Origin of the sequence: Sphingobacterium sp. B29, from assembly GCF_001952815.1 — a bacterium.
Lineage (GTDB): Bacteria > Bacteroidota > Bacteroidia > Sphingobacteriales > Sphingobacteriaceae > Sphingobacterium > Sphingobacterium siyangense.
This window is the reverse complement of record NZ_CP019158.1, coordinates 4132038-4153482: the sequence shown is the minus strand read 5'-3', so window position 1 is coordinate 4153482 and position 21445 is coordinate 4132038. Positions and strand designations below refer to the sequence as shown.

The following is a 21445-nucleotide window of genomic DNA, read 5'->3' as shown; positions in this document are numbered from 1 at the left end:
CACCTGATGGATCAAACCAGAAGAGCATTAGATATGAAAAAAGAAAAGAATTTAAAAACTGCTGAGATAGATCAGCATTTAGTGGATAATTCCGAGCAGATTATGACCACCAATGATGGTGTGCCTATTTCCGACAACAACAATACATTAAAGGCGGGTGAGCGGGGGCCATCATTACAACAGGATCATATTTATTTTGATAAGCTGATGCATTTTGACCGCGAACGTATACCAGAACGTGTCGTTCACGCGCGTGGATCAGGAGCTCATGGAATTTTCGAAGCGACCGCTGACCTATCTCAATATACAAGCGCAGCATTTTTAAAAAAAGGAACGGTAACGCCTCTTTTTACTAGATTTTCCACAGTAGCAGGTTTCAAAGGCTCTACCGACCTTGCTAGAGATGTACGAGGTTTCTCTGTTAAATTCTATACCGAAGAAGGTAACTACGATCTTGTGGGAAACAATATCCCAGTTTTTTTTATTCAGGATGCGATGAATTTTCCAGATCTCATCCATGCCGTAAAACCAGAGCCGAACAACGAAATGCCTCAGGCGGCATCTGCACATGACACCTTTTGGGATTTTGTATCACTGATGCCCGAATCTGCACACATGATCATGTGGACGATGTCAGATCGTGCAATACCCCGAAGTTTAAGGATGATGGAAGGTTTTGGTGTCCATACATTTAAATTTGTGAATGCCCAAGGAAAAGGCACATTCGTTAAATTTCATTGGAAACCCAGATTAGGAGTACATTCAGTCGCTTGGAACGAAGCCCAAAAGATCTCAGGATTTGATGCTGATTTTCATCGAAGAGATCTCTATGAAGCTATTGAAAGGGGCGATTTTCCGCAGTGGGATCTCGGCGTTCAATTGATTCCTGAAGCGGATGAATTTAAATATTCGTTTGACATTCTGGATGCGACAAAGATTATCCCAGAGGAACTGGTGCCTGTTCAGATTGTCGGAACGATGACACTAAATCGAAATCCAGAGAATTTTTTTGCAGAGACCGAACAAGCCGCTTTCGATCCCGGAAGGTTAGTGCCAGGTATAGATGTTTCGGATGATCCGCTTTTGCAAGGGCGAATATTTTCGTATATGGATACCCAAAATTATCGATTAGGTGGTCCGAATTTCCATGAGCTTCCTATCAATCGTCCCGTAACCGGCAAACATAATAACCAAAAAGATGGTTTTGCGCGGTCTGAGATTCCTACAGGTGCCGTGAGTTATTTCCCTAATAGTAAAGCTGCAGGCTGTCCTTATCATGCAATGCTCAATGATGGAGTAGGATTTGAATCCCATAAGCAACCTTTTGATGGCTCGAAAATTAGGGCCCGCTCAGATTCCTTCGCAGACCACTTTACACAAGCAAGACTATTTTTTAATTCACAGAGCCCAGAAGAACAGGATCACATGGTCAATGCCCTGAGTTTTGAGCTTTCGAAAGTAAATGATGTCAATATACGAAAGCGAGAACTGGCTATTTTGAACCAGATAGACCAAGGATTAGCAAAAAATGTTGGTTCAAACCTCGGGCTTACACCGCCAAAAGAACTTGATCCTTTAACCCTCAAATTTGCACGTCAGAACCATCCCGAATATCCGCTTAAACCAGTCAAACCCGAAGTTGAAAAGTCTGCTGCTTTGAGTATGAAAGTAAAAGACGGCGAGGGTACGATCAAGAGTAGAAAGGTTGCTTTTCTTGTTGATCATGGAGCTAGCAAATCCTCCATAGATAAAATGAAAACAGCACTCGAAAGGGAAGGGGCGCAAGCAGTGCTAATCGCATCTCATGTAGGAAAGATCCGGTTCAAGGAAGGGACAGAAGAAGATATCCAACATTCCTATCTTACGGAGGCATCAGTTTGTTACGATGCATTCTACACAGCAGCAGGCGAATCGGTCAAAACTCTTGCGGAAAATGCCGATTACCTTCATTTTATCAATGAAGGTTACCGACACTGTAAGGCCTTGGCATTTGCACAAGGTGCTGAAGAGTTAGCTGAAAGATCATTTATTAAAAAAGATAAAGGCGTTATTTTCGAAAGCAAGGACAATTTAACAGAAGATTTTATAGCGGTAATGAAAGGCCACCGTGTTTGGGAGAGAGAAAAATCCAGAAAGGTACCTTCTTGATTTCTTGATATACAACAAATAGTCCTTCGGTAGAACGACTATTTGTTGTAGTCGAATAGAAGGAGGACCGGAAATCAGAAATTGCTTATAATTATTTACAAGAAGTAGCATGAAAAAAGAAGCAAGTAAAAAGATTCGACCGCTGCAAAAGCAAAAGCGACCGGGATTGGAAATAAATATGGTACCAATTCCTGACACGTCTCCAATACAGTATCCTGCAGAAGGAAAATTAAAAAATAAGGTAGCATTGATTACGGGCGGAGATAGCGGTATCGGCAAAGCTGTCGCTCTGTTATTTGCGAAGGAGGGTGCTGATATTGTTATAGCCTATCTTAGTGAAACAAAAGATGCAAAACAAACCAAAAAAGAGGTTGAATCCTTCTCTCGAAAATGTGCGCTGATTAAAGGTGATTTGCGAAAAGAAAATCACTGTAAAAAAGTCATTGAAATTGCAATAAAAGCGCATAAGAGAATTGATATTATAGTTAATAATGCGGGGCTTCACTGGGAAACAGAATCAATTGAGAAAATTTCCACTGAGCAGTTAATCAATACTTTTCAGAATAATTTCTTTTCCTATTTCTGGGTTACGAAGTATGCCATACCTTATCTTAAGAAGGGAGCAAGCATAATTAATACATCCTCGGTCACTGCCTATCGAGGCAGTCCAAAGTTGATCGATTATTCTGCAACAAAAGGTGCAATAATTTCGTTCACACGGAGTTTGTCAGCAAATCTTATAGCTAAAGGAATTCGGGTCAATGCTGTTGCTCCAGGTCCGGTATGGACACCATTGATAGCATCATCTTTTGATCCTAAAAAGAACTCCGAATTTGGAAGCGACTCTCCAATGAACAGGGCAGGAATGCCTAATGAAATTGCGCCAAGCTTTCTATTTCTAGCCAGCGAAGATTCACATTTTATGAGCGGTCAAGTTTTACATCCCAATGGAGGAGAAGTCGTAAATGGTTAGTAAACGTATAACTCATAATCAGCCCAGGAAGTCGTCTACCGGGCGATCTTTGAAAACCGAGAGGTAACACGCTTCGGCTAATTGCGCATTTTCGTCAAACTAATTGCTTCTTAACAATCAATAATTTATATATATTGTTTTTGCTGAGTAAGGAACTATTGCAACCGGAGGAATGTTTTAGGATTGAATGTGCGGAGGCCACATTAAGATTTTTGGTTTTAAAAGGTTATGATTGATATACAAAAAATATTTGCTGAGGGGGTGGAAATCTCCTTTCTTGTTGAAATAGGAGCGAGAACAGTAATAATGTTTCTTCTAATATTGATAATTCTAAGGCTCTCGGGTAGAAGGGGAGTTCGACAGTTAACTCTTTTTGAGGTTGCGATTATTATCAGTTTGGGCTCAGCTGCGGGAGATCCAATGTTTCAAGAAGACATACCGATTTTTCATGCGATTGTTGTTTTTATAGGTGTAATTTTCGTCTATAGGTTGATAACCTGGCTCGCCTCCCGATCAGAGAAGATTGCCCATTTATTGGAAGGTAAAGTTTTACCTGTAGTAAAAGATGGTGTCTTTGATATAAAACATGAAAAGGATAATAACTTTTCACATATGGAATTTTTTTCTGAACTGAGAAATTTAAATGTAGAACATTTGGGACAGGTTAAGGAAGGGATTCTAGAAGTCGATGGAACCTTAAGCGTTTTATTTTATGCGGATAATGATGTGAGATATGGGCTACCATTATTCCCATCATCTTACAAAATGGTTGATGTATCGAGTTCCGAAGGGCCATTTGCATGCATGTATTGCGGTCATGTTTTATTTAGTTTTGAGAATGATTCCCAGTCATGTCCAAGATGCAATAAAACACAATGGAGCATAGCCTTGAATTCACGAAGAGTTTAGAATAAATAATACCATGTATTATTTGAACATATCATAGGATGGTGCAGTAAGACCGTTTTTATTCGAAGGATTAAGGGTTGATCAGATGAAAATACCATTTGGGAAGAAGTTTGTGACATATAGACTCTTCAATCTGAATCGCCGAATCTACACTGTACTTTTGAAAATATATCCTGTTGATATAGTGAAAACTATTTACGATATGGAATGTATGATGTCAGGCCTCTAAATGCCGGCAAAGAAGGCCCGTATGCTAAACTATGGGAAACCAATTTAGCCGGTCTTTTGATAGCTGCCCAGCGGCAATAAGATTGAAACCACCGGGCAAGCTTAGGTTTATCGCAACAAAGGAGCTACTGTTGGGAACGGGGGGCCATCGCGCCGAGCAGCCGCAGGTCGTCCGATGCAGGCAGTTCAAATACCTGCAGGTGAAAGTGCTTAATGGCAGCTAGTAGATGGTCAAATATATCGGCCATCGTATCTTCGAAATAGGCCCATTGTGTCCCCTTGGTAAACATGTAGAGTTCCAGCGGAATACCGTATTCACTAGGGGCTAACTGACGGACCAATAAAGTAAGTTCCTGATGGATATTGGGGTTATGTTTGGCATAGGCGAGTACATAGGCCCTGAACAGGCCGATATTGGTCATCCTGCGACCATTGACGGGCGAGGAGCTGTCTGTACGCCAGGTTTTATTGTACTCGGCAATCTCGCGCTCTCTTTTTTCGATATAAGGAGCCAGCAGCCGGATCGTTTTTAATGCCGTGATTTCCTCCGCACTGAGGTAGCGCACCGAAGACATTTTAATGTTCAATGCCCGCTTTATCCGACGGCCACCAGTCTCCTGCATTCCACGATAGTTTTTGAATGAATCGCTCAGTAGGGTATAGGTCGGAATGGTGACAATGGTCTTATCCCAGTTCTGTATCTTCACATTGTTGAGGTTGATCTGCAGCACGTCGCCGTCCACACCGTATTTGGGCATTTCTATCCAGTCTCCTACACGGACCGAGTCATTCGCCGACACCTGAATACTGGCCACAAAGCCCAGGATAGTGTCTTTAAATACGAGCATGAGGACGGCGGACGCCGCCCCAAGTGAGACTAGAAAGGACCAAGGTGAATTGCCGGTCAGCAAGGAAACGACCAGTGTACCGATCACAAAAATTAAAAAGATCTGTACCACCTGCAGGTAGCTGTCGATGGGTTTGTCCTTAAACGCATTTGAACCACGAAAAATATCGCGGCAGGTTTTTAACAAGCTATTGGCCAAATGGTAGATGGTGAACAATACCACGATATCTAGAAACTTGACAATAGCCGCTATCAGCACCGGAAAACCAATGAAGATCACCGGAAGCAGCTGCCGTGTGAGCAGCACGATTAGGGTACGGCTCACGCGTACATGCACCTTGTTTTCCAACAGATAATCATCCCATTTGGTCGAGGTCCTCCGGGCAATCCGGTTCAATGCGGAATAAAATACTTTGCGCATGATATAATCGAGTGCATAGAGCAGCACCGCAAAAGCAAAAAGTAATCCGGTGGCCGTAACAATATGTGCCTGCTGCTCGGATAAACCCAATTTGCCAAAGAAATTAAAAATGTACTGATAAATTGAACTTGATGATTGTTCACTGAAGTTAAGCATGTTTAAATTTTTCATATGAACAAACAAATTTACGAAGAAATATAAACACGGATTTTGGCGTGGAAAATACCCCTTTAACCCTGTTTTAACGCCTAAAGTTTGCTTATTGATTAATTTTTGCGTATATTGGTAAATTAATAGATAACCCGATGCCGAAAATTTTCTTTTTCGCGTCTTTAAAACCCCCAACGATTTGAATGAGATTAGTGTGATAGGTGGTGGGAGTTGGGCCACGGCCCTGGTTAAAATTTTGACAGAAAATAGCATCCATACCAACTGGTACTTGCGGCGTTCAGAGCAGGTTCGCTCGATAAACCGGGATGCTGTTAACCCTGACTACCTATCGTTTTTAAAACTTGACAATACAAAAATTTATGCGTCCGATCAGTTGGACGAGATCGTGGCCCGATCGAAAGTAATTCTTTTCGTCGTGCCCAGTGCGCATCTGGACAAAGTTTGCGCCGTAATCCCCAAAAAGGACCTTGCCGAAAAGTTTGTGATCACCGCTATTAAAGGAACCGTCGGCCCGGACAACCTGCTTCCCAGTGCTTATCTCGCTAGGTATTTTGAATTGGAAGATTTTCAGCAAGCAATCATTGCGGGACCATGCCATGCCGAAGAAATCGCACGGAACAAGAAAACCTATATGACCCTGTGCGGTCCCAACGAATCCTTTATCAGTAAGATTTCCAAGGGCTTCGCTTCAAGCTATATGCAGGTAAACTATAACCCCGATATGCTGGGCGTGGAGTACGCCGCTATTTACAAAAATGTCGTCGGTATTGTCTGTGGCATGGCCGAAGGACTGCATTATGGTGATAATTTTATGGCGGTGCTGGTTGCCAATGCCATTGACGAACTGGGACTGCTACTGCGTGCCGTCGGTGCACCCCATGTCCGGCTGGGCAGCTCTACCTATTTGGGCGACCTATTGGTGACGGGCTACTCCGCGCATAGCCGTAACCGGACTTTCGGTAAATACCTTGGCCAGGGATATTCGGTGTTCGAAGCCCGTCAACTCATGGGAATGGTTGCTGAGGGATATTTTGCAACCCGGGGGCTGATGGCGACGGTCTCGAGCCTCGGGCTCAATTTACCCCTCTTGCAGACAACATATCGTGTGCTATACAACCATATGGCCGCAATTGATGAATTTAAACTTTTAGAAAGGAATATAAAATAATATGCTATTAGCAACAGATTTAGATGGAACTTTTTTGGGCGGAAGGATGGAAGACCGCCTCAGATTATATAGATTGATAAAAACTAGCCCGAATATGCAGCTGGTCTTTGTCACCGGAAGAGGGCTGGAGTCGGTATTGCCGCTGCTGAGCGATCCGCTTATTCCGGTGCCAGATTTCATTATTGCGGATGTGGGCGCCACGGTCGTTAACGGCCATAGCCTGGAAGCAATTGAGCCGCTGCAGAGTGAGATCGAGGAAAAATGGCCGCAGACTTATGCCATCCGGTCGGCGTTGGAGGAAATACCGCAGTTGAATTACCAGCATGTACCGCAGCAGCGCCGCAGCTCCTTTTATTTTGAAGCCGGCGTGGACCATAGCCTTGTGCAGCAGGTAGCGGACAGGTACGAATGCGACATCATTACTTCGGCCGATAAATACCTGGACTTGCTCCCCAGAGGGGTCAATAAGGGTACGACATTAAAGAAGCTGGTTGAATTTCTGGCCGTTGACCCAGATGATGTGATGGTAGCTGGCGATACACTGAATGATCTGGCCTTGTTTGAAATCGGCTTTCGTGGTGTTGCTGTCGGAAAATCTGAGCCGGGGCTTCTGCAGGCCATTGATCAGTTGGATACAGCGTACAGTGCAGAGGCCGCTGGAGCGGGCGGTATACTGGAGTACATGGGTAAATACCGCCCGTTTCAGCAGCTGATCCGCGGGGAACAAAAATCGGTGCCTCGAAAAAGAAAATCCAAAAAATCAGACCAGCTGGTGATGGTGTACCATCGGCTGCCTTTTGAAAAGGAGTCGGTAAACGGTAAGACGGTAAGGGTAACGCCCAAAAGCCCGAACGGCATCATTCCTTCGCTGCTGGGCTTATTTGAAAAGGGACGCTCCGGTCTTTGGATCGGGGAGGAAGTCATCCAACAGGACGGAAAGCCGGTTCCAAATCAGTTGGTGGACGAAAGCCGATACCCTAATCTGGTCGCTTCCACCATATCGCTGTCTAAAGAGGATATCGATAAGTTCTATCGTGTATTCTCCAAAGAGGCGTTCTGGCCGACGATCTTTTCCTTTGTGGACCGGGCAAAATTCAACCACGAGGACTGGGAACATTACCTGATGATAAACAAGCGCTTTGCCGAGCGGATTGCCCGCGAGGCCGACGAGGAGGCACTGGTCTGGATCCACGAGTATAATCTGTGGATGGTGCCTTCTTTTTTAAAGACCATGCGCCCGGATCTGAAAATTGGCTTTTTTCATCATACGGCTTTTCCGGCAGCAGATATCTTCAATATTATTCCCTGGCGCAAAGAGATTATCGGCAGCCTGCTGCTCTGTGATTTTATCAGTTTTCATATCCCCCGTTATGTCGAGAATTTTGTGGATGTGATCCGTAGCCATACACCATTTAAAGTGGTCAAAAAAGTTGATGTCGCCAATCAGTTCCTGACCTATAGCTGTGCGCTCGGCGTCGATCAGATGACCAAGATCATAGAGGTAGATGGCCGGCAGATTAGGCTTGGCGCACAGCCGGTGGGGGTCAACAGGGATCATATCGAACAGATTTTGACAGATGATAAGGTTAAGACCGAGATCAATGCCCTCAAAGAAAACAAAGCCGGATCGGGAATAACGCGTATCATATCCATCGAGCGCCTGGATTACGTCAAAGGCCCCTTGGAAAAAATCCAGGCTTTTGGTGAATTTCTGGCCGAATACCCAGAATTTAGGGGCAAGATAGAACTGGTCAATGTCTGTACGCCGCCATCACAGGGGATGACGATCTATGACGAAATTCGGGATCAGGTGAATCAGGCCGTGGGTGAGATCAACGGTAAATATGCAACGATGAACTGGACCCCGATCCAATATTTTTACAGGGCCTTACCTTTTGAGGAAGTGGTCAAACACTATGCGCTGAGTGATATTGCCTGGATCACGCCTCTGCGGGACGGACTGAATCTAGTCGCAAAGGAATACATTGCGACCCATGGGTTATTGGAGACTCCCGGAATTCTCGTGCTCTCAGAATTTGCAGGTGCCTCGGTCGAATTGCCTTATGCCATATTGACCAATCCCTACGACCGTAAGAGCATGAAAGATGCACTGTTGAAAGCCTTGGTCATGGAACCCGGAGAGGCTCAGGTCAGGGCGCGCAGGCTGTACGAGCATATTGAGCACTACGATATCCATTACTGGGGGCGGGATTTTGTGAAAGAGCTCGAAAAATCGGGTAAGGCAATTGTTCCTGAAAAGAAGTAACTGCTAGTCTTAGGTGTCAAACGTGCTTTTTTAGTCATCTTAGAAAAAAAAGAATTAGAAATCCGTGTTAATCTGGTTTCTTGAATAGAAGACAAAATAACGTTGAAAACGAAGCTGCTGGATGTATCCTTTAGGAAATCCCTCTATTTTACAAACAAAATTGTTTTAACGAGGGTTTTTCTTGAGGGAATAATTCAATAAAAAATAACGCGCAAAGTCTCGAAGAAAAAATAAAATATGATAAATACTGGTAATAATAATGAATTTCAAAATGCTTTCAGTGCAAGCTTCAGTTATTATTTTGACAATTTTGGAAATGAGGAGCAATTTTTTGATTCTGCCAAAAGATGGATTGATGATAAATATTTCTTGATTGTGTTTGGATGTTCAAATAAGGATCATCGTGGACAACATATCTTATTATTTTTCAGCAGCCAGTATTTTCCGGTCCAAGAAATAAGAGGATATTTTAAAGAAGGGGCTTATTTTGCATTCCGTTCAGATCTATTTACAGGATATAGTCTGCGAAATAAATTGAAAGAATTTGGGTTTCTAGAATACTCCATTCAGGAATCGATGATCTTATCGAATAACGATTACAGACTTATAAAAAATATCTTTGAACTGATAGACCTCGAGACTAAGATGCCCATGAGTGAAACGCAGTCTAAAATACTTATTTCTTATCTTGATTTGCTTTTACAACATATGCAAAGGTTTTATCAACAGTTAATGGAAGATAAGCTGAATGAGTTTAGAGCGTTACAAAAAGATTTCGTGAGCGAGCTGCACACTCTTTTTGATAGCAAAAGAAAATGCTTGTCCCTACTTCCTAGTTTAACATTATTGTCCAGGAAACTAAATTGTACAACACGATTTCTCAATGATGTTTCTTTAAAAACTTCTAAAAATACAGCACAGTATCATATTGATAATTTTATTGTTAAAATAGCAAAGGAATTACTTGCTGAAACTGATTTATCAGTAGCTGAAATCGCTAAAAAAATGCAATTTGATCAACCTCAGTCATTAACCAGACTGTTTAAAAAGAAAACAAGAATTAGTCCACTCGACTATCGTATATCAATTATATGACAAATTTATTCCCAGAGGAATCAGCATTAGCCTAGCCAAATCAGTTCATTGGTCAAGCCAATGAACTATATTGAGCAAAAATTGAGCATTCTGTTTTGCGGCCGGATGGTTCATTCCTCTTTTTTCACTTTTGATGCCATGGAGTTGTGCCGAAAAAGGAGCACCATCTCCGAATACCACAATTCTCCCTTTCCCGAACTGCAGGTAAGCACCGTTTGCAAACCCTTTGCCCGACAATCGGGGAATATTGTCTGGAATAGGCCTTTTTATCTGATTCGCATCATTGGGTAGGTAGATGTCATATTCTTCATTTAATAAAGAAATAATACGTGCCGTCGTTGGTACGATAAAGCCAGTTCCGCCCCAGCACATAATACTGTCTATTTCTTTACCTGATCCAGTGGTTATAGAATTTGATAACAGTGTTTCTCTGTCCTTTGAAAAGATCTCGGGACGTCCATTCTTAGGTAAGGCAAAACCGTTCACGATATGAATACCAAATGCCGCACCGAGCGTTTGTACAGATCCGCCACAAGGCATGTGGTCGGTGACTAGAAATAGGCTTCCACCATCAAATACCCATTGGCGGAGAGTTTCTATCTCCTGATCGGTAAAGGCTGAATAGGTGGGTAATTTCCAGTTTTCCGGATTATATAAGGCATTTATACTGATATAGATTTTTACTTCTTTTAGTTGATCGTAAGAGATTTTTTCTTTAGCACTTCGGAGGCGATATCCATCAGCCAGAAGGAGATCTGAAAAAGGAGCGTAGGCTCCTCTCAAAGTAACCGGATTGTTGTGTGCCTCGTCAAATAGGAGTAGCGGTCCATCACCGATCCGGTGGTGCGGATCGGTGATGGGATAATGAAACTGTTCATCCGCCACCTGTTGGGCGCTAAGCTGAGCTGTACCCAGCAGCAGGAATAAGCAGGCAATAAATCTGTTCATAATATTTTTTTATTAGGATTATTGATCAGTTTTTAGCCAAAGATCATTTTCGAAACACTGCATCTGCTCTACCTTTCCATTGGCAACAGAAAATGTCAATGGAAAGGTGCCATCATCATTGAGGAAGAAAAATTCCGATCGTGGGGTAAATGAAATTGTTTTGTTATCCCACAATTGAGTAAGCGTTAGGCCTGTTGAGGAGGGATCTATTTGAATTTTAAAGTTGTTGTCATTTACCTTGAGGTAAGTTCCGGCAAGTTGTTTCAGTTGAGATGCGGTTAAACTCGCGATTTTAGTGGGGTCAAATGGCACGCGCTCACATAAAATCCTACCCAGTATCTTGGTTTGGCTAAAATCGCCGGAATCATCCTTTAAAAATTCTATGGCATAGCCTTCGTTTTTGGATTCAAAATGCGTATCATCTTTACGGACCAGCTGATATCTTTTTTTCTGATCCCACAGCTGTGTCGCATACAGGTTGTTATCTTGCTCCTCGAAAGCAATGAAAGCTACTTTATTGGGTAGCTGGTAGTAGCCTTGAAATGATTTTAGTGGAACCAACTGTTGTTGCTGGGGGCTATCTTTAGAGGCGGACTGGGCAAATGTATCAATCGAAGCAAAAAGACAACATGCTCCCACCAGAAGACCATATGTTGCTTTGGAAAATTGGCGGATCGCTCTCGAGTACCCGCTTGGTTTGGTGTATTGTATCATAATTTCTTTTGTTGATATGATACAAGAGTAGGTCTTTTTGATAGGCTAACCGTCCGAATGGATGCAATCGAACAAACTTCATTGTGCCGAGTTAGTTTGATTGTTTACTATTGACTTTCATATATTCTGTCGGCGTAATGCCTGTTGCTTTTTTGAAGCTGGCATAAAAGGTTGTTCTTGAATTGAAACCTGCCCTTATTGCGATTCCAAACATATCAAGTAGCTTGGCCTCTTCGGATAATAAAAGTTGTTTCGCTTCCTCCGTACGAAGCTCGTTGATAAACTGGTAAAAATTTTTCTGCAGTCCATTGTTTATGATGTAGGACAGATCGTGCGGATTGATTCCGATATGCTCCGCGAGGGATGATAGTGTTAAACCCGGGTCGAGATATAGCTTTTCATCTGTAGTTTTCTGTAATAGTTTTTCTTTTAATGTGTCTACCTGTTGTGCTGTAAGCCGATCCTCGGCTTTAACCTTTTTATGCTGCGCTTCGTTGATGAGGTTTTTTGTAGACTCAATTGTGTAAATTGACCGTTGTGTTAGCGTTGCGTACCCAAGTGCCACTGTGCCCATAAAATATAAAATTGGGGCGACAGCACTAAAAACTAAATGAACCATAGCGAGTAGACGGACAACAATCATCAATAACAGCGCAATCAATAGGTACTTTAACCAGGCCATGTTTATCTTTTCCGTATAGGAAGATAGCTGGCGAATGTTTTTCTGGTGTATTTTAAAGAGGTTATAACAGGCAATCCAATAAAAGATACATTGTGCATAAAAGAAATATTTGATAGTAAAGATGATCCATTGCGGTAATTGAGGCGGATGGATGTGTCTATTAGAAAGTCCGGGTATTAAATAAATGATGGAGAAGAAAACGAAAGCGAGGAATGGAAAAAAATGTAGTCCCCAATACCGAATTTTTGCTGTTGGTTTGACCATGTAGTGAACGGCCAGGTAGAAGCAGGGGAGTGTAGCCCATCGCGGGAGTTCCAGCGTATGGATCAATCCATTGCTCTCGATATGAAAACCTTCAAGAAAAAGCTGGGTAAATAAGCATGCCATCAAATAATACCAAGTCCCAAGCCACCGGTCTGCGTGGGAACAACTGTGGTTGACACCCATAACGATTAAGGTGCCGAGCAACAGAAATGCACCCGCTGAAAAAGCATGAAAGGTATAGAGTATATTGATCATGGGCCGTAGCAAGTTATCATTGTAACGTGAATTTAAACATAATTGATCAAATGGTGCTACATCATCCATATAAGTACCCCGATCCAACCATTTACGGATAGCGGGGCGACGAGTAAGCTTTTTTTTACAAATTAGCAATGATCTTTACTGGTCTTGTCCGTGTCCATCCAAACGGATAAATCTGTTAGGGTTCCATGCGATACAATATCAAACTGCTGTCGAATGAGATTACTGATATAGGTTGCTTTTTCGTTTTTCGGTTTATGCTTCGATCGCTTAAGCGGAGATAGTGATTTTATCAATGACAGCACAGTTCTCGATTATAGCTTATTGTTTCCATTTCACTTTTCCCTTATCGTCCAACATTTCGATAGAAGGGTTACCCAGACTGTCCACCTTTAAAATAATTCTCGGTATCTCATTGTTATCTTTCATCACCAAAGAAGCGTTCCCATTCTCTGTTAGTAGGTTTATCCGGTTAATATTATGCCCCGGCTTACCGGATAGATCTTTATCATTAATCAATAGACCAGCCCTGAAATAATTGTCGTGTTTATTATCCTGTGCCAGGATACCAATGGCATCGGCATTCTGATAATCAAATGCAAGTGCATTCAGGTTAGTCTCTTCATTATCGGTAATTGCCAAACCGCCTCTTTCGTCTCCATTTTTATCATAGAAAATCAGGCCCGCGGGAGCGTAAGCCCTTTTATATGTTTTCCCTTTGATAATAGGTTGCGGAATGTTATCTGTGTTTGCAATAACGACACGATTATTTCCAGATCTGTCCTTGATATCTATTCTTTCCGCGCTTAAACTGTGCTTGTTGTTCAGAAAAAAGTAGACCACACAAGCCATCAGTACGATATTGGAAAGAATAAGTGCGGTTAGAAATATTTTTAGTGTTTTGGAAATTGTTTGCATAATTTAATTTCAATTGTTAATTATTACGGTCTCCTATTCCAAACTTCAATTAATAGTACGATGCGTTCTATTTCAAAGAGTTTAATAGTATCCTTTATTATTGTTTGATAATAAGCAAAAATAAAGTGTGATTTCGAAAACGCACTCTACATAGGTTGAGCGTAATGATTTTTTTATTTGGTTAGCCCTTTACGTATTCGGCTCAACTGTGTTGGGGTAATGCTCAGGTGCGAAGCAATATATTGTAGTGGAATTCTGCTGTCAATTCCCGGATGTGCCGCCAGCAATTTGAGATATCTTGTGGTTGCACTTTCGGTCAGTAAAGAAATTTCTCTTTCTTCATTAATGACGATCCATTTTTTCTCCAAATAGGCAATGTAAAGGTTTTTTAGTTCATCATTTTGATTGATAGCTGCTCTTGTTTGATGATAAGGCATACATACCACAGTAGTGTTTTCAATAGCTTGCAGTTTAAAATCGTTGGGCGTTTTTATGATTGCCGAAAATCTTGTGCTCGCAAAATCCCTCTCCAAATAAATCCATTTATTCCAGATAGCTCCTTTTTCATCAATAAAATAAGAGTTTAAGGCTCCTTTACAGACAAAGAAAATGTCATTGGCGACACGCCCTTCCCTAAGTAAAACTTCATTTTTCTTAAACTGCTGAACGTAGGCCGTTTCAGCCAATAAATCAAATGCCTTATCCGAAATGGAATATACGCTTGTAACAGCTGTTTTAAAGTCAGCAAGATATTTTTCTGTTTCTGTCATTTGCTTTAGCGGGGCTATATTCGAATAAATATAACGTATATTTTAAATAGCTAAAATTGATTTTTCTTCTTCTTTGGATATTTCGATATCAATGACCACTAGATATATATGATAGATTTTATCTTGGTATTATTGTGCCTGAATTTGTAGCGGCAATAATAGTCGTCTGTATTTATTGTTCTGTTTCGTTTTTGAAACCGAAGCGTTATCCCAGTAGCTGCGGTGAGAATAATCTCTACCGATTCCGTATCGAGATCCCTGGCCGACCTCAACGAATAAAATTTCCAGATAAGTCCAAATCTGAGAATAAGTTATAAGTGTCGAAATAAAGGAACTATTTTGGCTACTTCATAAGTGGCTCCTTTGTAGGGGCATATTGTTTTTTTGTCAATTTTTACCATCAACTCTCATCCTTTGCAGCATTTTCTTCGGCAAGCTTTCCTTTAAGTTATAGGACACCAGCTATCCCGATCACCCTTTGACTTTCTGATCCTGGCATAAAATTTTTTACGATCTTTAAAGAACCAATACGTCGCTATTATGATAAATATATTATTAAAAACGGTCACAGATGCAATAGACATTAATCAAGCAGATAGGGACCTGATTTCAAAACTTTTTAGGGAAAAGAAATACAGGAAGGGTGAATATTTTTTGCGTGAAGGGGACGTTTGCCGTTATGTTGGTTTTATTATCAGCGGTGTTATGCAGTATTATATCAACAATGATGGGGAGGAGAAAACATATGGATTTGGTAAAGAAATGGATTTTGTCTGCAATAACGAAAGTTTTATTCCCCAAAAGCCATCTAGGCAGATTATTCAAGCTCTTGAAGATTGTACACTATTGGTAATTTCTTATAATGATCTTCAAGTGTTTTATTCTGAGATCAAGAATGGCGAACGTTTCGGCAGGTTAGTGATAGAGCAGGTTTTTGTTCAAACCCTTCAAGGGCTTAATTCTTTTTATACTGATTCTCCCGAAATTCGTTATGAGAAATTTATAAAAGAATACCCTGAGCTAGTACAAAGAATTCCTCAATATTATATTGCTTCGTACGTCGGGGTGAAACCACAATCGTTAAGCCGTATCCGGAGCCGAAATACGAGGAGGGACTGAGTTATTAACTTAGGTGCATGAATAGTGAAATCGGTCCAGATAACTTTGTTGTCAATAAAATTATATATTATGGCAACAAGAATATGTTACATCATTTCATTTTTGACCGGAATAGGTTTACTATTTATAGGTCTAAGATTTTTGTTTTCACCGCTTAACGCTGAATTCGATTACGGTATCTCTACTAATACACATGCTGATTATTCCTTTCACTACATCAAAGGAATTCGCGATCTATTTTCTGGTATTCTTCTGGTGCTTTTAGTATTGGCAAATGAAAGGAAAGCACTGGCCATAGCGTTGCTAGCAGCGACCGTCGTGCCCTTAGGCGATTTCATGATTGTAATGGGCAAAAATGGCAGCGACTGGCAGCATGGCATAGCTCATATGATAGCTGTATTGATCTGCATTATAGTGGGGCCGGTGCTTTTAATGCAAAAAAAGAGAACCGACAATCCTTATAATCAAGTATCTTTTGATCTTATTCAGTCTGCGGCCAATGGTGGTTCTACTATAAGTGAATGTGATCTACTCCCCGGAGCAAAAACGCCATGGCATTATCATACACTATTTTCTGAAAGGTTTGAAGTCCTTGAAGGTGAATTGGAAGTGGGTAGAAGCGGTAAACGTTACCAACTCAAGTCGGGGGATAAGATCTTCATATCGGCTAATGAAACACATCTTTTTAATAATAGATCTAAAGGTGTGTGCCGGTTACGGACAACCATCGATCCAGGAAATATTGAATTTGAAAAGGCCGCACTGATTCTATTGGGGCTGGCAAAGGATGGTCTTACGGACGGGAACGGAATTCCAAAGAATTTTTCAGACCTGGCTCTGTTCATTTACCTGAATAACTCCAAGATGACAGGAGTAATGAAAATTGTAGAACCTCTTCTGAGTATTGTTGCGAAAATTGCAATAAAAAGCGGACGATTGAAAATTCTTGAGGAAGCCTATTGTAAGACAACTGGTCTACAAGGCTATGGTGATCTGAAATGATGAAGCTGGCCACCAGCGTTATCGAGGTCGCAAATTTTACGTCATATATCATAGTTAGCGTATGTATATAAGTCGATTCTAAATGAAGAATCGACTTTTTTTGATATTTAGCACGTCATTTTTTTGAATTTCCCTCAGGGAAATTGGATGTTTTATTTCAAAATTACTTTCCTTAGACGCTCCTGATGCTCATCACCCCAATTTCCTAGTGCAGAAATTACAGGGATTAAAGTCTTCCCAAATTCTGTAAGACTGTATTCCACTTTAGGTGGTACAACAGGGTAAATAACTTTTGCAACCAATTCGTGCTCTTCAAGTTCTTTTAGCTGAACATTTAGAACTCTTCGTGAAGCATCCGGTATTTTGCGCTGGAGTTCGCTTGGGCGTTTGTACCCTTCATTGATAAACCACAATAATCTTATTTTCCATTTACCATAGAGAACTTCACCAATCAGGTCTAAACCACAGTTGAGACTTAAAGGTATTTTCTTTTCGTACATATTCCAAAATTAAGTCAATGTTCGAAAATATACAATATGGGATAAATTTATCCCTATGCAATTCGTTTTTCCGTACTTGTGTAAACTGTTTATAGGTCGGAAATTTGTATAAAAATATTTCAATAATGAAACATATAGTTGATTTCAACAAGGAGTTATCGGGTAAATTTGCTTTGGTGACAGGTGGTACAAAAGGCGCGGGAAAGGCAATAGCTGAGCGCTTGTTAAATGCAGGCGCAACGGTTATTATTGCGGCAAGAAATACCCCTAAACAAGCCAACGACAAGTTACATTTTATTTCTGCTGATCTAAGCCAATCTGCCGGAACCAAAAAAATAGTTTCAGAAGTTCTTCAAAAATTTGGAAGGTTGGATATACTCGTCAATAATCTGGGCGGTTCAGATGCAGAAGGCGGAGGTTTTTCAGTATTGAGCGATGAAGATTGGGAAAAGGCTATTCATACCAATCTGCTTGCGCCGGTCCGTTTAGACCGAGGCTTTTTGCCTCATATGTTAGCAAGGGGAAATGGTGTCATTATTCATATCGCTTCCATACAAGCTAGGTTACCACTACATGATTCAACATTACCTTATGCGGCAGCAAAGGCAGGCTTGTTAAATTACAGTAAAAATCTATCAAATGAAGTATCACCGAAAGGAGTACGAGTTTTAACTGTTTCGCCGGGCTGGATTCAGACAGATGGTGCAACGGGAATGATGCAGGAAATTTCGGAGCGAAACGGTATTAGTGTTGAGGAAGCAATCCAACAGGTCATGAATAGCCTGGGAGGAATACCTTTTGGCAGGCCGGCAAAACCCGAAGAGGTTGCGGAATTGGTCGGTTTTTTAGTATCACCACGAGCAGGATATCTCACCGGAACCGAATTTGTAATCGATGGAGGGACAATACCAACCGTTTAAATTTAGTCATATGCCAGCATACATAATATTTACAAAAATCACAACTATTGATCAAAAAGAGCTAGAGAAATATTGGAGCCTGATCAGGGAGAATATGAAGAGGCACCCAATTGAAGTTCTTTCTCCTTATGGAGACTTTGAAGTTCTCGAAGGTGATCAGATAAAATAAGAAATCATGGAATTACCAAAAGTGTTAATAGATTTAGTGGCAGCACAAGCGAGCTACAATAGTGTTGCATATGCCAAGTGTTTCACCGAAACAGCAGTAGTTTATGATGAGGGAAAAATGCACAATGGACGAAAAGAGATCGAAAAATGGATTTCAGATGCAAACAAAAACTATAAGTCAATTATGAAGCCTATCAGCTTTGAGAAGAATGAGGATCAAAGTATTTTGAAAGCGGAAGTCTCAGGTAATTTTCCTGGAAGCCCTATTGTATTGAGTTACCGGCTCAATATTGTTGGTAATCAAATCCAATTTCTAAAAATTACAGGTTAAGGAGAAATTTTATGGACCAAAGGGTATCGCTTGTCATTATCGAAGAGTGGGTTGATCTGGAGAAATACTGCGGAATAGTATTGCTGTAACTATGTTTCTATCGTCGAGAATAAAAGGTGCTGTATTGACGGAGGATTTTCCCCTTCTGCCTCGAAGATATCAACCTTAGTTTGTAGCAACCTATCATCTTTAATTATCAGATGCTCGGGGAAAACATTTTGTACTTTCTTTTTCAGCTTTTCAAATACCTGAAAATCAGTGTCACTTACAGGGATAAATGATTTTTCCCGATTGGATAGGCTCATTATCCTGATCGCAAAATAGGGTAAAATAACACTGACAAATAAAGAGTATAAAATGTCTTCATTCTGCTCAAGGCGGAAGGAAAAGTGATACGAAGGGCTTCCCCCTAAGAAGGAGTAGTCCCAGATTTCAGCAGACAGGTCGGTAAGGGATTCTTTTAATTGTTCCCATTGCCCGCGGTCTGACCAGGCTGATTCAATACATCGTTTCCGGTTACTGTAAGGTTCTGAAGAGGAATAAGCCATGATATCGTCGAGGGTAAGACCCTCCGGATAATACTCTTTTAACTGCTCCGTTATTTGTTCCTTTCGCATCTGAATTTATTTACAATTAGGATCCCAGTTTTTCACTCCCGTCCCAGGATTAGTTCCTACCATATTGGCTACTCTCGCAAGATTCGCTCCAAGCTGGGCATTGATATAAACCTGCATTTCAGGAGGCCTTTTCTTTTGTTAAAACTGCCGAACGAATCGACTGTTCTTCCGCGTAACCAACTCTTCTTTCGAACCCATACCGTAGCCTTAACAATGCGTCATCATCTTGAAATTAAGAGCTGTAGATATTCTTTTTAACAACCTTTTGATGAAAAGGACGCGTACATATTTTAGGATATATTAAGGTTAATACGATTTATCCAAATTTGTTCTCGGTCTTGGTTGTTTTCAAAGTTCTGCAACATATATTCACGATTGTACTTTACTTTTTTATTGAAATACAACTTGCCATTTACGTAAACCTTTACTTTCTTCTTCAGATTGACCATTTCAGGCGAAATATTGATTGAAAATGATTTAATAGAAGAAGTTTTAATTCTGAAAATGTTGTTTTGATATTCAGCTTTTATTTTTCCTGATCTTCTTGGAAAATCAAAAGCTTTTTTATCAACTTCCTGAACAATTAAGCTATCGTCTTTGTCATATTTCAACCATTGGCTGATTTTAAAATTTAGCTCTTTGTGCCAATTTGATTTTTGGCTTAAGGTATCTAATTTTATGTCAGAAAACCAATCAATATTTCCGTATTTTTCATCATCGAATTCCCAAGATATTTCTTTCGGAAAAGGGTTTCTCTTTCGGGGTATTAGGTCGTTAAAAAGAATCTGATAAGCTGGTTCAGATTCGTCAAATTGTGGAAACCAATGCGGAAATCCATTGTACCGATAATCTTTGTAATCGGCATTTATTCCGTTCATTAATTTTGTTAAATCATCATTTGCGTTTGGTGGATAATAATAATCCTCATCTGTTGAAAAATTGATAAATGAACGGTTTTTAATATTTTCAACGAAAGTACCACCAGTGAAAATTTTTGGATAAGTGTTAAATCCGTAAAAACCTGCAAATTGTGTAGGTTGTTTCATCAGATATGAAAACGACCCCGTTCCTCCGTTAGAATGTCCCGAAATGAAAACTTTATTGTCATCAACGTTGACTGCTTTCTTGATACTTTCAAGCATTTCGGGAATCATAAAAAAGCCCTCATTTGATGTCATCCAATTGTATTGCCTGCTCCCTTTTGGAAAGACTAAAATGACATCATTTCGAGCTGCATATTTTGTGTAATATCTATTCCAGCCGCCTAAATTCCAATCGGCAAATTGATAATCAATCAACGCATTACTTCTTACTGCTCCGTGGAGAAAGAAAAGTAGGGGATACTTCTTTTTAGGATTGTAATTTTTTGGCAAATGAATAAAAAACGAAGTTTTGGTTGAATCGTTTATTTTGAATGAAATAGAATAATCCTGATTTTTTTTCACTTTGTAGGGATTAAAGTTTTTTATTTTCTCATAAAGAGATTTTTCATCCTGAAATTTATCTAGATTAGTTCGCTCTATACTGAAAAATTCATCTTCCTTTACTTTTAATTGGCTGTAAAAACGATCTTTATTTTTAATAGCATCGCTTTTCAAAATTTGCCATCTTGGGTCACCTATTAGATCTTTATATTCTTCCGAAGCATAATCTCTAATTATGTAATTCCAAGCGGGATAAGTTTTCCAGTCGGTTTCCTTCTTTGCCAGCGGAGATAAATAGGTAAATGCCTTATCTTTATTATTCAATTTATAAGCTAAGATTGAAGCGTTATAGCGGCTAAATTGATCTATACTATCCGGAAATCTTGCGAATGCGTCTTCGTACAATCCTAATGCATGCAGATACGCAATTGAATCTTTTGCATTTTTTTTGTTTTCGACCGCTTTTCGAATCAAAGTTGAATAATTTTCCTGTGCTTGGGCAAATAAACTTAACAGAACTAAAAATAAAACAATACAATATCTCATAAATCAAAATTTAATGAGGCAAATCTACAGACAAA

General features: G+C 40.4%; 20 protein-coding genes. 11 read left to right on the top strand and 9 right to left on the bottom strand.

Annotated features, from left to right (window positions below; translation table 11 throughout):
* Positions 1-33 precede the first annotated feature (33 nt).
* From BV902_RS17870 to BV902_RS17860, 3 genes are all read left to right on the top strand, one after another.
* Positions 34-2148 carry a catalase gene (locus tag BV902_RS17870; protein ID WP_075994852.1) on the top strand — a complete coding sequence of 705 codons (2115 nt, stop codon included), beginning with the start codon at positions 34-36 and terminating at the stop codon, positions 2146-2148.
* 109 nt (positions 2149-2257) lie between these two features.
* Positions 2258-3121, top strand: coding sequence for an SDR family oxidoreductase (locus BV902_RS17865; protein WP_075993106.1), 864 nt, complete (start codon positions 2258-2260; stop codon positions 3119-3121).
* Between the two features lie 228 nt (positions 3122-3349).
* A complete protein-coding gene (locus BV902_RS17860) occupies positions 3350-4030 on the top strand; it encodes a DUF421 domain-containing protein (RefSeq protein WP_075993105.1) in 681 nt (226 codons plus the stop codon).
* A 353-nt stretch (positions 4031-4383) separates the two neighbouring features.
* Here the strand turns inward: BV902_RS17860 and BV902_RS17855 are convergent, their stop codons facing one another.
* A complete protein-coding gene (locus BV902_RS17855) occupies positions 4384-5871 on the bottom strand; it encodes a mechanosensitive ion channel family protein (protein WP_216640370.1) in 1488 nt (495 codons plus the stop codon).
* A gap of 4 nt (positions 5872-5875) precedes the next feature.
* Here BV902_RS17855 and BV902_RS17850 point away from each other — a divergent pair, with 4 nt between their 5' ends.
* The 3 genes from BV902_RS17850 to BV902_RS17840 all read left to right on the top strand — a co-directional run bounded on the left by BV902_RS17850 (position 5876) and on the right by BV902_RS17840 (position 10226).
* The gene (locus BV902_RS17850; RefSeq protein WP_075993103.1) at positions 5876-6865 is read left to right on the top strand and encodes an NAD(P)H-dependent glycerol-3-phosphate dehydrogenase; all 990 of its coding nucleotides are present in this window, start codon (positions 5876-5878) and stop codon (positions 6863-6865) included.
* A gap of 1 nt (position 6866) precedes the next feature.
* Entirely contained in the window at positions 6867-9131 is a 2265-nt protein-coding gene (gene ggpS, locus BV902_RS17845; RefSeq protein WP_075993102.1) for a glucosylglycerol-phosphate synthase, read from the top strand.
* 237 nt (positions 9132-9368) lie between these two features.
* On the top strand, positions 9369-10226 hold the full coding sequence (locus tag BV902_RS17840; RefSeq protein ID WP_075993101.1) for a helix-turn-helix domain-containing protein: 858 nt from the start codon (positions 9369-9371) through the stop codon (positions 10224-10226).
* A 45-nt stretch (positions 10227-10271) separates the two neighbouring features.
* Here BV902_RS17840 and BV902_RS17835 read toward each other — a convergent pair whose 3' ends face one another.
* The 5 genes from BV902_RS17835 to BV902_RS17815 form a co-directional block, all read right to left on the bottom strand.
* Entirely contained in the window at positions 10272-11174 is a 903-nt protein-coding gene (locus BV902_RS17835) for a hypothetical protein (RefSeq protein ID WP_075993100.1), read from the bottom strand.
* An 18-nt stretch (positions 11175-11192) separates the two neighbouring features.
* Entirely contained in the window at positions 11193-11888 is a 696-nt protein-coding gene (locus BV902_RS17830; RefSeq protein ID WP_075993099.1) for a hypothetical protein, read from the bottom strand.
* A 91-nt stretch (positions 11889-11979) separates the two neighbouring features.
* Positions 11980-13227, bottom strand: coding sequence for a helix-turn-helix domain-containing protein (locus BV902_RS17825; protein ID WP_075993098.1), 1248 nt, complete (start codon positions 13225-13227; stop codon positions 11980-11982).
* Between the two features lie 189 nt (positions 13228-13416).
* Positions 13417-14013 carry a hypothetical protein gene (locus tag BV902_RS17820; RefSeq protein WP_070565714.1) on the bottom strand — a complete coding sequence of 199 codons (597 nt, stop codon included), beginning with the start codon at positions 14011-14013 and terminating at the stop codon, positions 13417-13419.
* A gap of 173 nt (positions 14014-14186) precedes the next feature.
* Positions 14187-14783, bottom strand: coding sequence for a Crp/Fnr family transcriptional regulator (locus BV902_RS17815; RefSeq protein WP_075993097.1), 597 nt, complete (start codon positions 14781-14783; stop codon positions 14187-14189).
* 540 nt (positions 14784-15323) lie between these two features.
* Between BV902_RS17815 and BV902_RS17810 the strand changes: the two genes are divergently transcribed.
* Together BV902_RS17810 and BV902_RS17805 are read left to right on the top strand one after the other, a co-directional pair.
* Complete coding sequence (locus BV902_RS17810; protein ID WP_075993096.1) at positions 15324-15902, top strand: Crp/Fnr family transcriptional regulator; 579 nt, start codon at positions 15324-15326, stop codon at positions 15900-15902.
* A gap of 69 nt (positions 15903-15971) precedes the next feature.
* Positions 15972-16904 (top strand): DUF4267 domain-containing protein, encoded by a 933-nt coding sequence (locus tag BV902_RS17805; protein WP_075993095.1) that lies wholly within the window; start codon positions 15972-15974, stop codon positions 16902-16904.
* Positions 16905-17056: 152 nt separating this feature from the next.
* On the opposite strand, the gene BV902_RS17800 is transcribed toward BV902_RS17805, so the two are convergent.
* A complete protein-coding gene (locus BV902_RS17800; RefSeq protein ID WP_075993094.1) occupies positions 17057-17404 on the bottom strand; it encodes a winged helix-turn-helix transcriptional regulator in 348 nt (115 codons plus the stop codon).
* Between the two features lie 125 nt (positions 17405-17529).
* Here BV902_RS17800 and BV902_RS17795 point away from each other — a divergent pair, with 125 nt between their 5' ends.
* Genes BV902_RS17795 through BV902_RS17785 form a run of 3 tightly spaced genes read left to right on the top strand, consistent with a single transcriptional unit; the run spans position 17530 to position 18823 of the window.
* Positions 17530-18324: an SDR family oxidoreductase gene (locus BV902_RS17795; RefSeq protein WP_075993093.1), complete on the top strand. Its 795-nt coding sequence runs from the start codon at positions 17530-17532 to the stop codon at positions 18322-18324.
* Positions 18325-18334: 10 nt separating this feature from the next.
* Positions 18335-18493 carry a DUF1330 domain-containing protein gene (locus BV902_RS17790; protein WP_172840706.1) on the top strand — a complete coding sequence of 53 codons (159 nt, stop codon included), beginning with the start codon at positions 18335-18337 and terminating at the stop codon, positions 18491-18493.
* 6 nt (positions 18494-18499) lie between these two features.
* The gene (locus tag BV902_RS17785) at positions 18500-18823 is read left to right on the top strand and encodes a hypothetical protein (protein WP_075993091.1); all 324 of its coding nucleotides are present in this window, start codon (positions 18500-18502) and stop codon (positions 18821-18823) included.
* A gap of 89 nt (positions 18824-18912) precedes the next feature.
* Here BV902_RS17785 and BV902_RS17780 read toward each other — a convergent pair whose 3' ends face one another.
* Entirely contained in the window at positions 18913-19440 is a 528-nt protein-coding gene (locus BV902_RS17780; RefSeq protein WP_075993090.1) for a hypothetical protein, read from the bottom strand.
* A 290-nt stretch (positions 19441-19730) separates the two neighbouring features.
* Entirely contained in the window at positions 19731-21410 is a 1680-nt protein-coding gene (locus BV902_RS17775; RefSeq protein ID WP_075993089.1) for an alpha/beta hydrolase-fold protein, read from the bottom strand.
* Positions 21411-21445 lie beyond the last annotated feature (35 nt).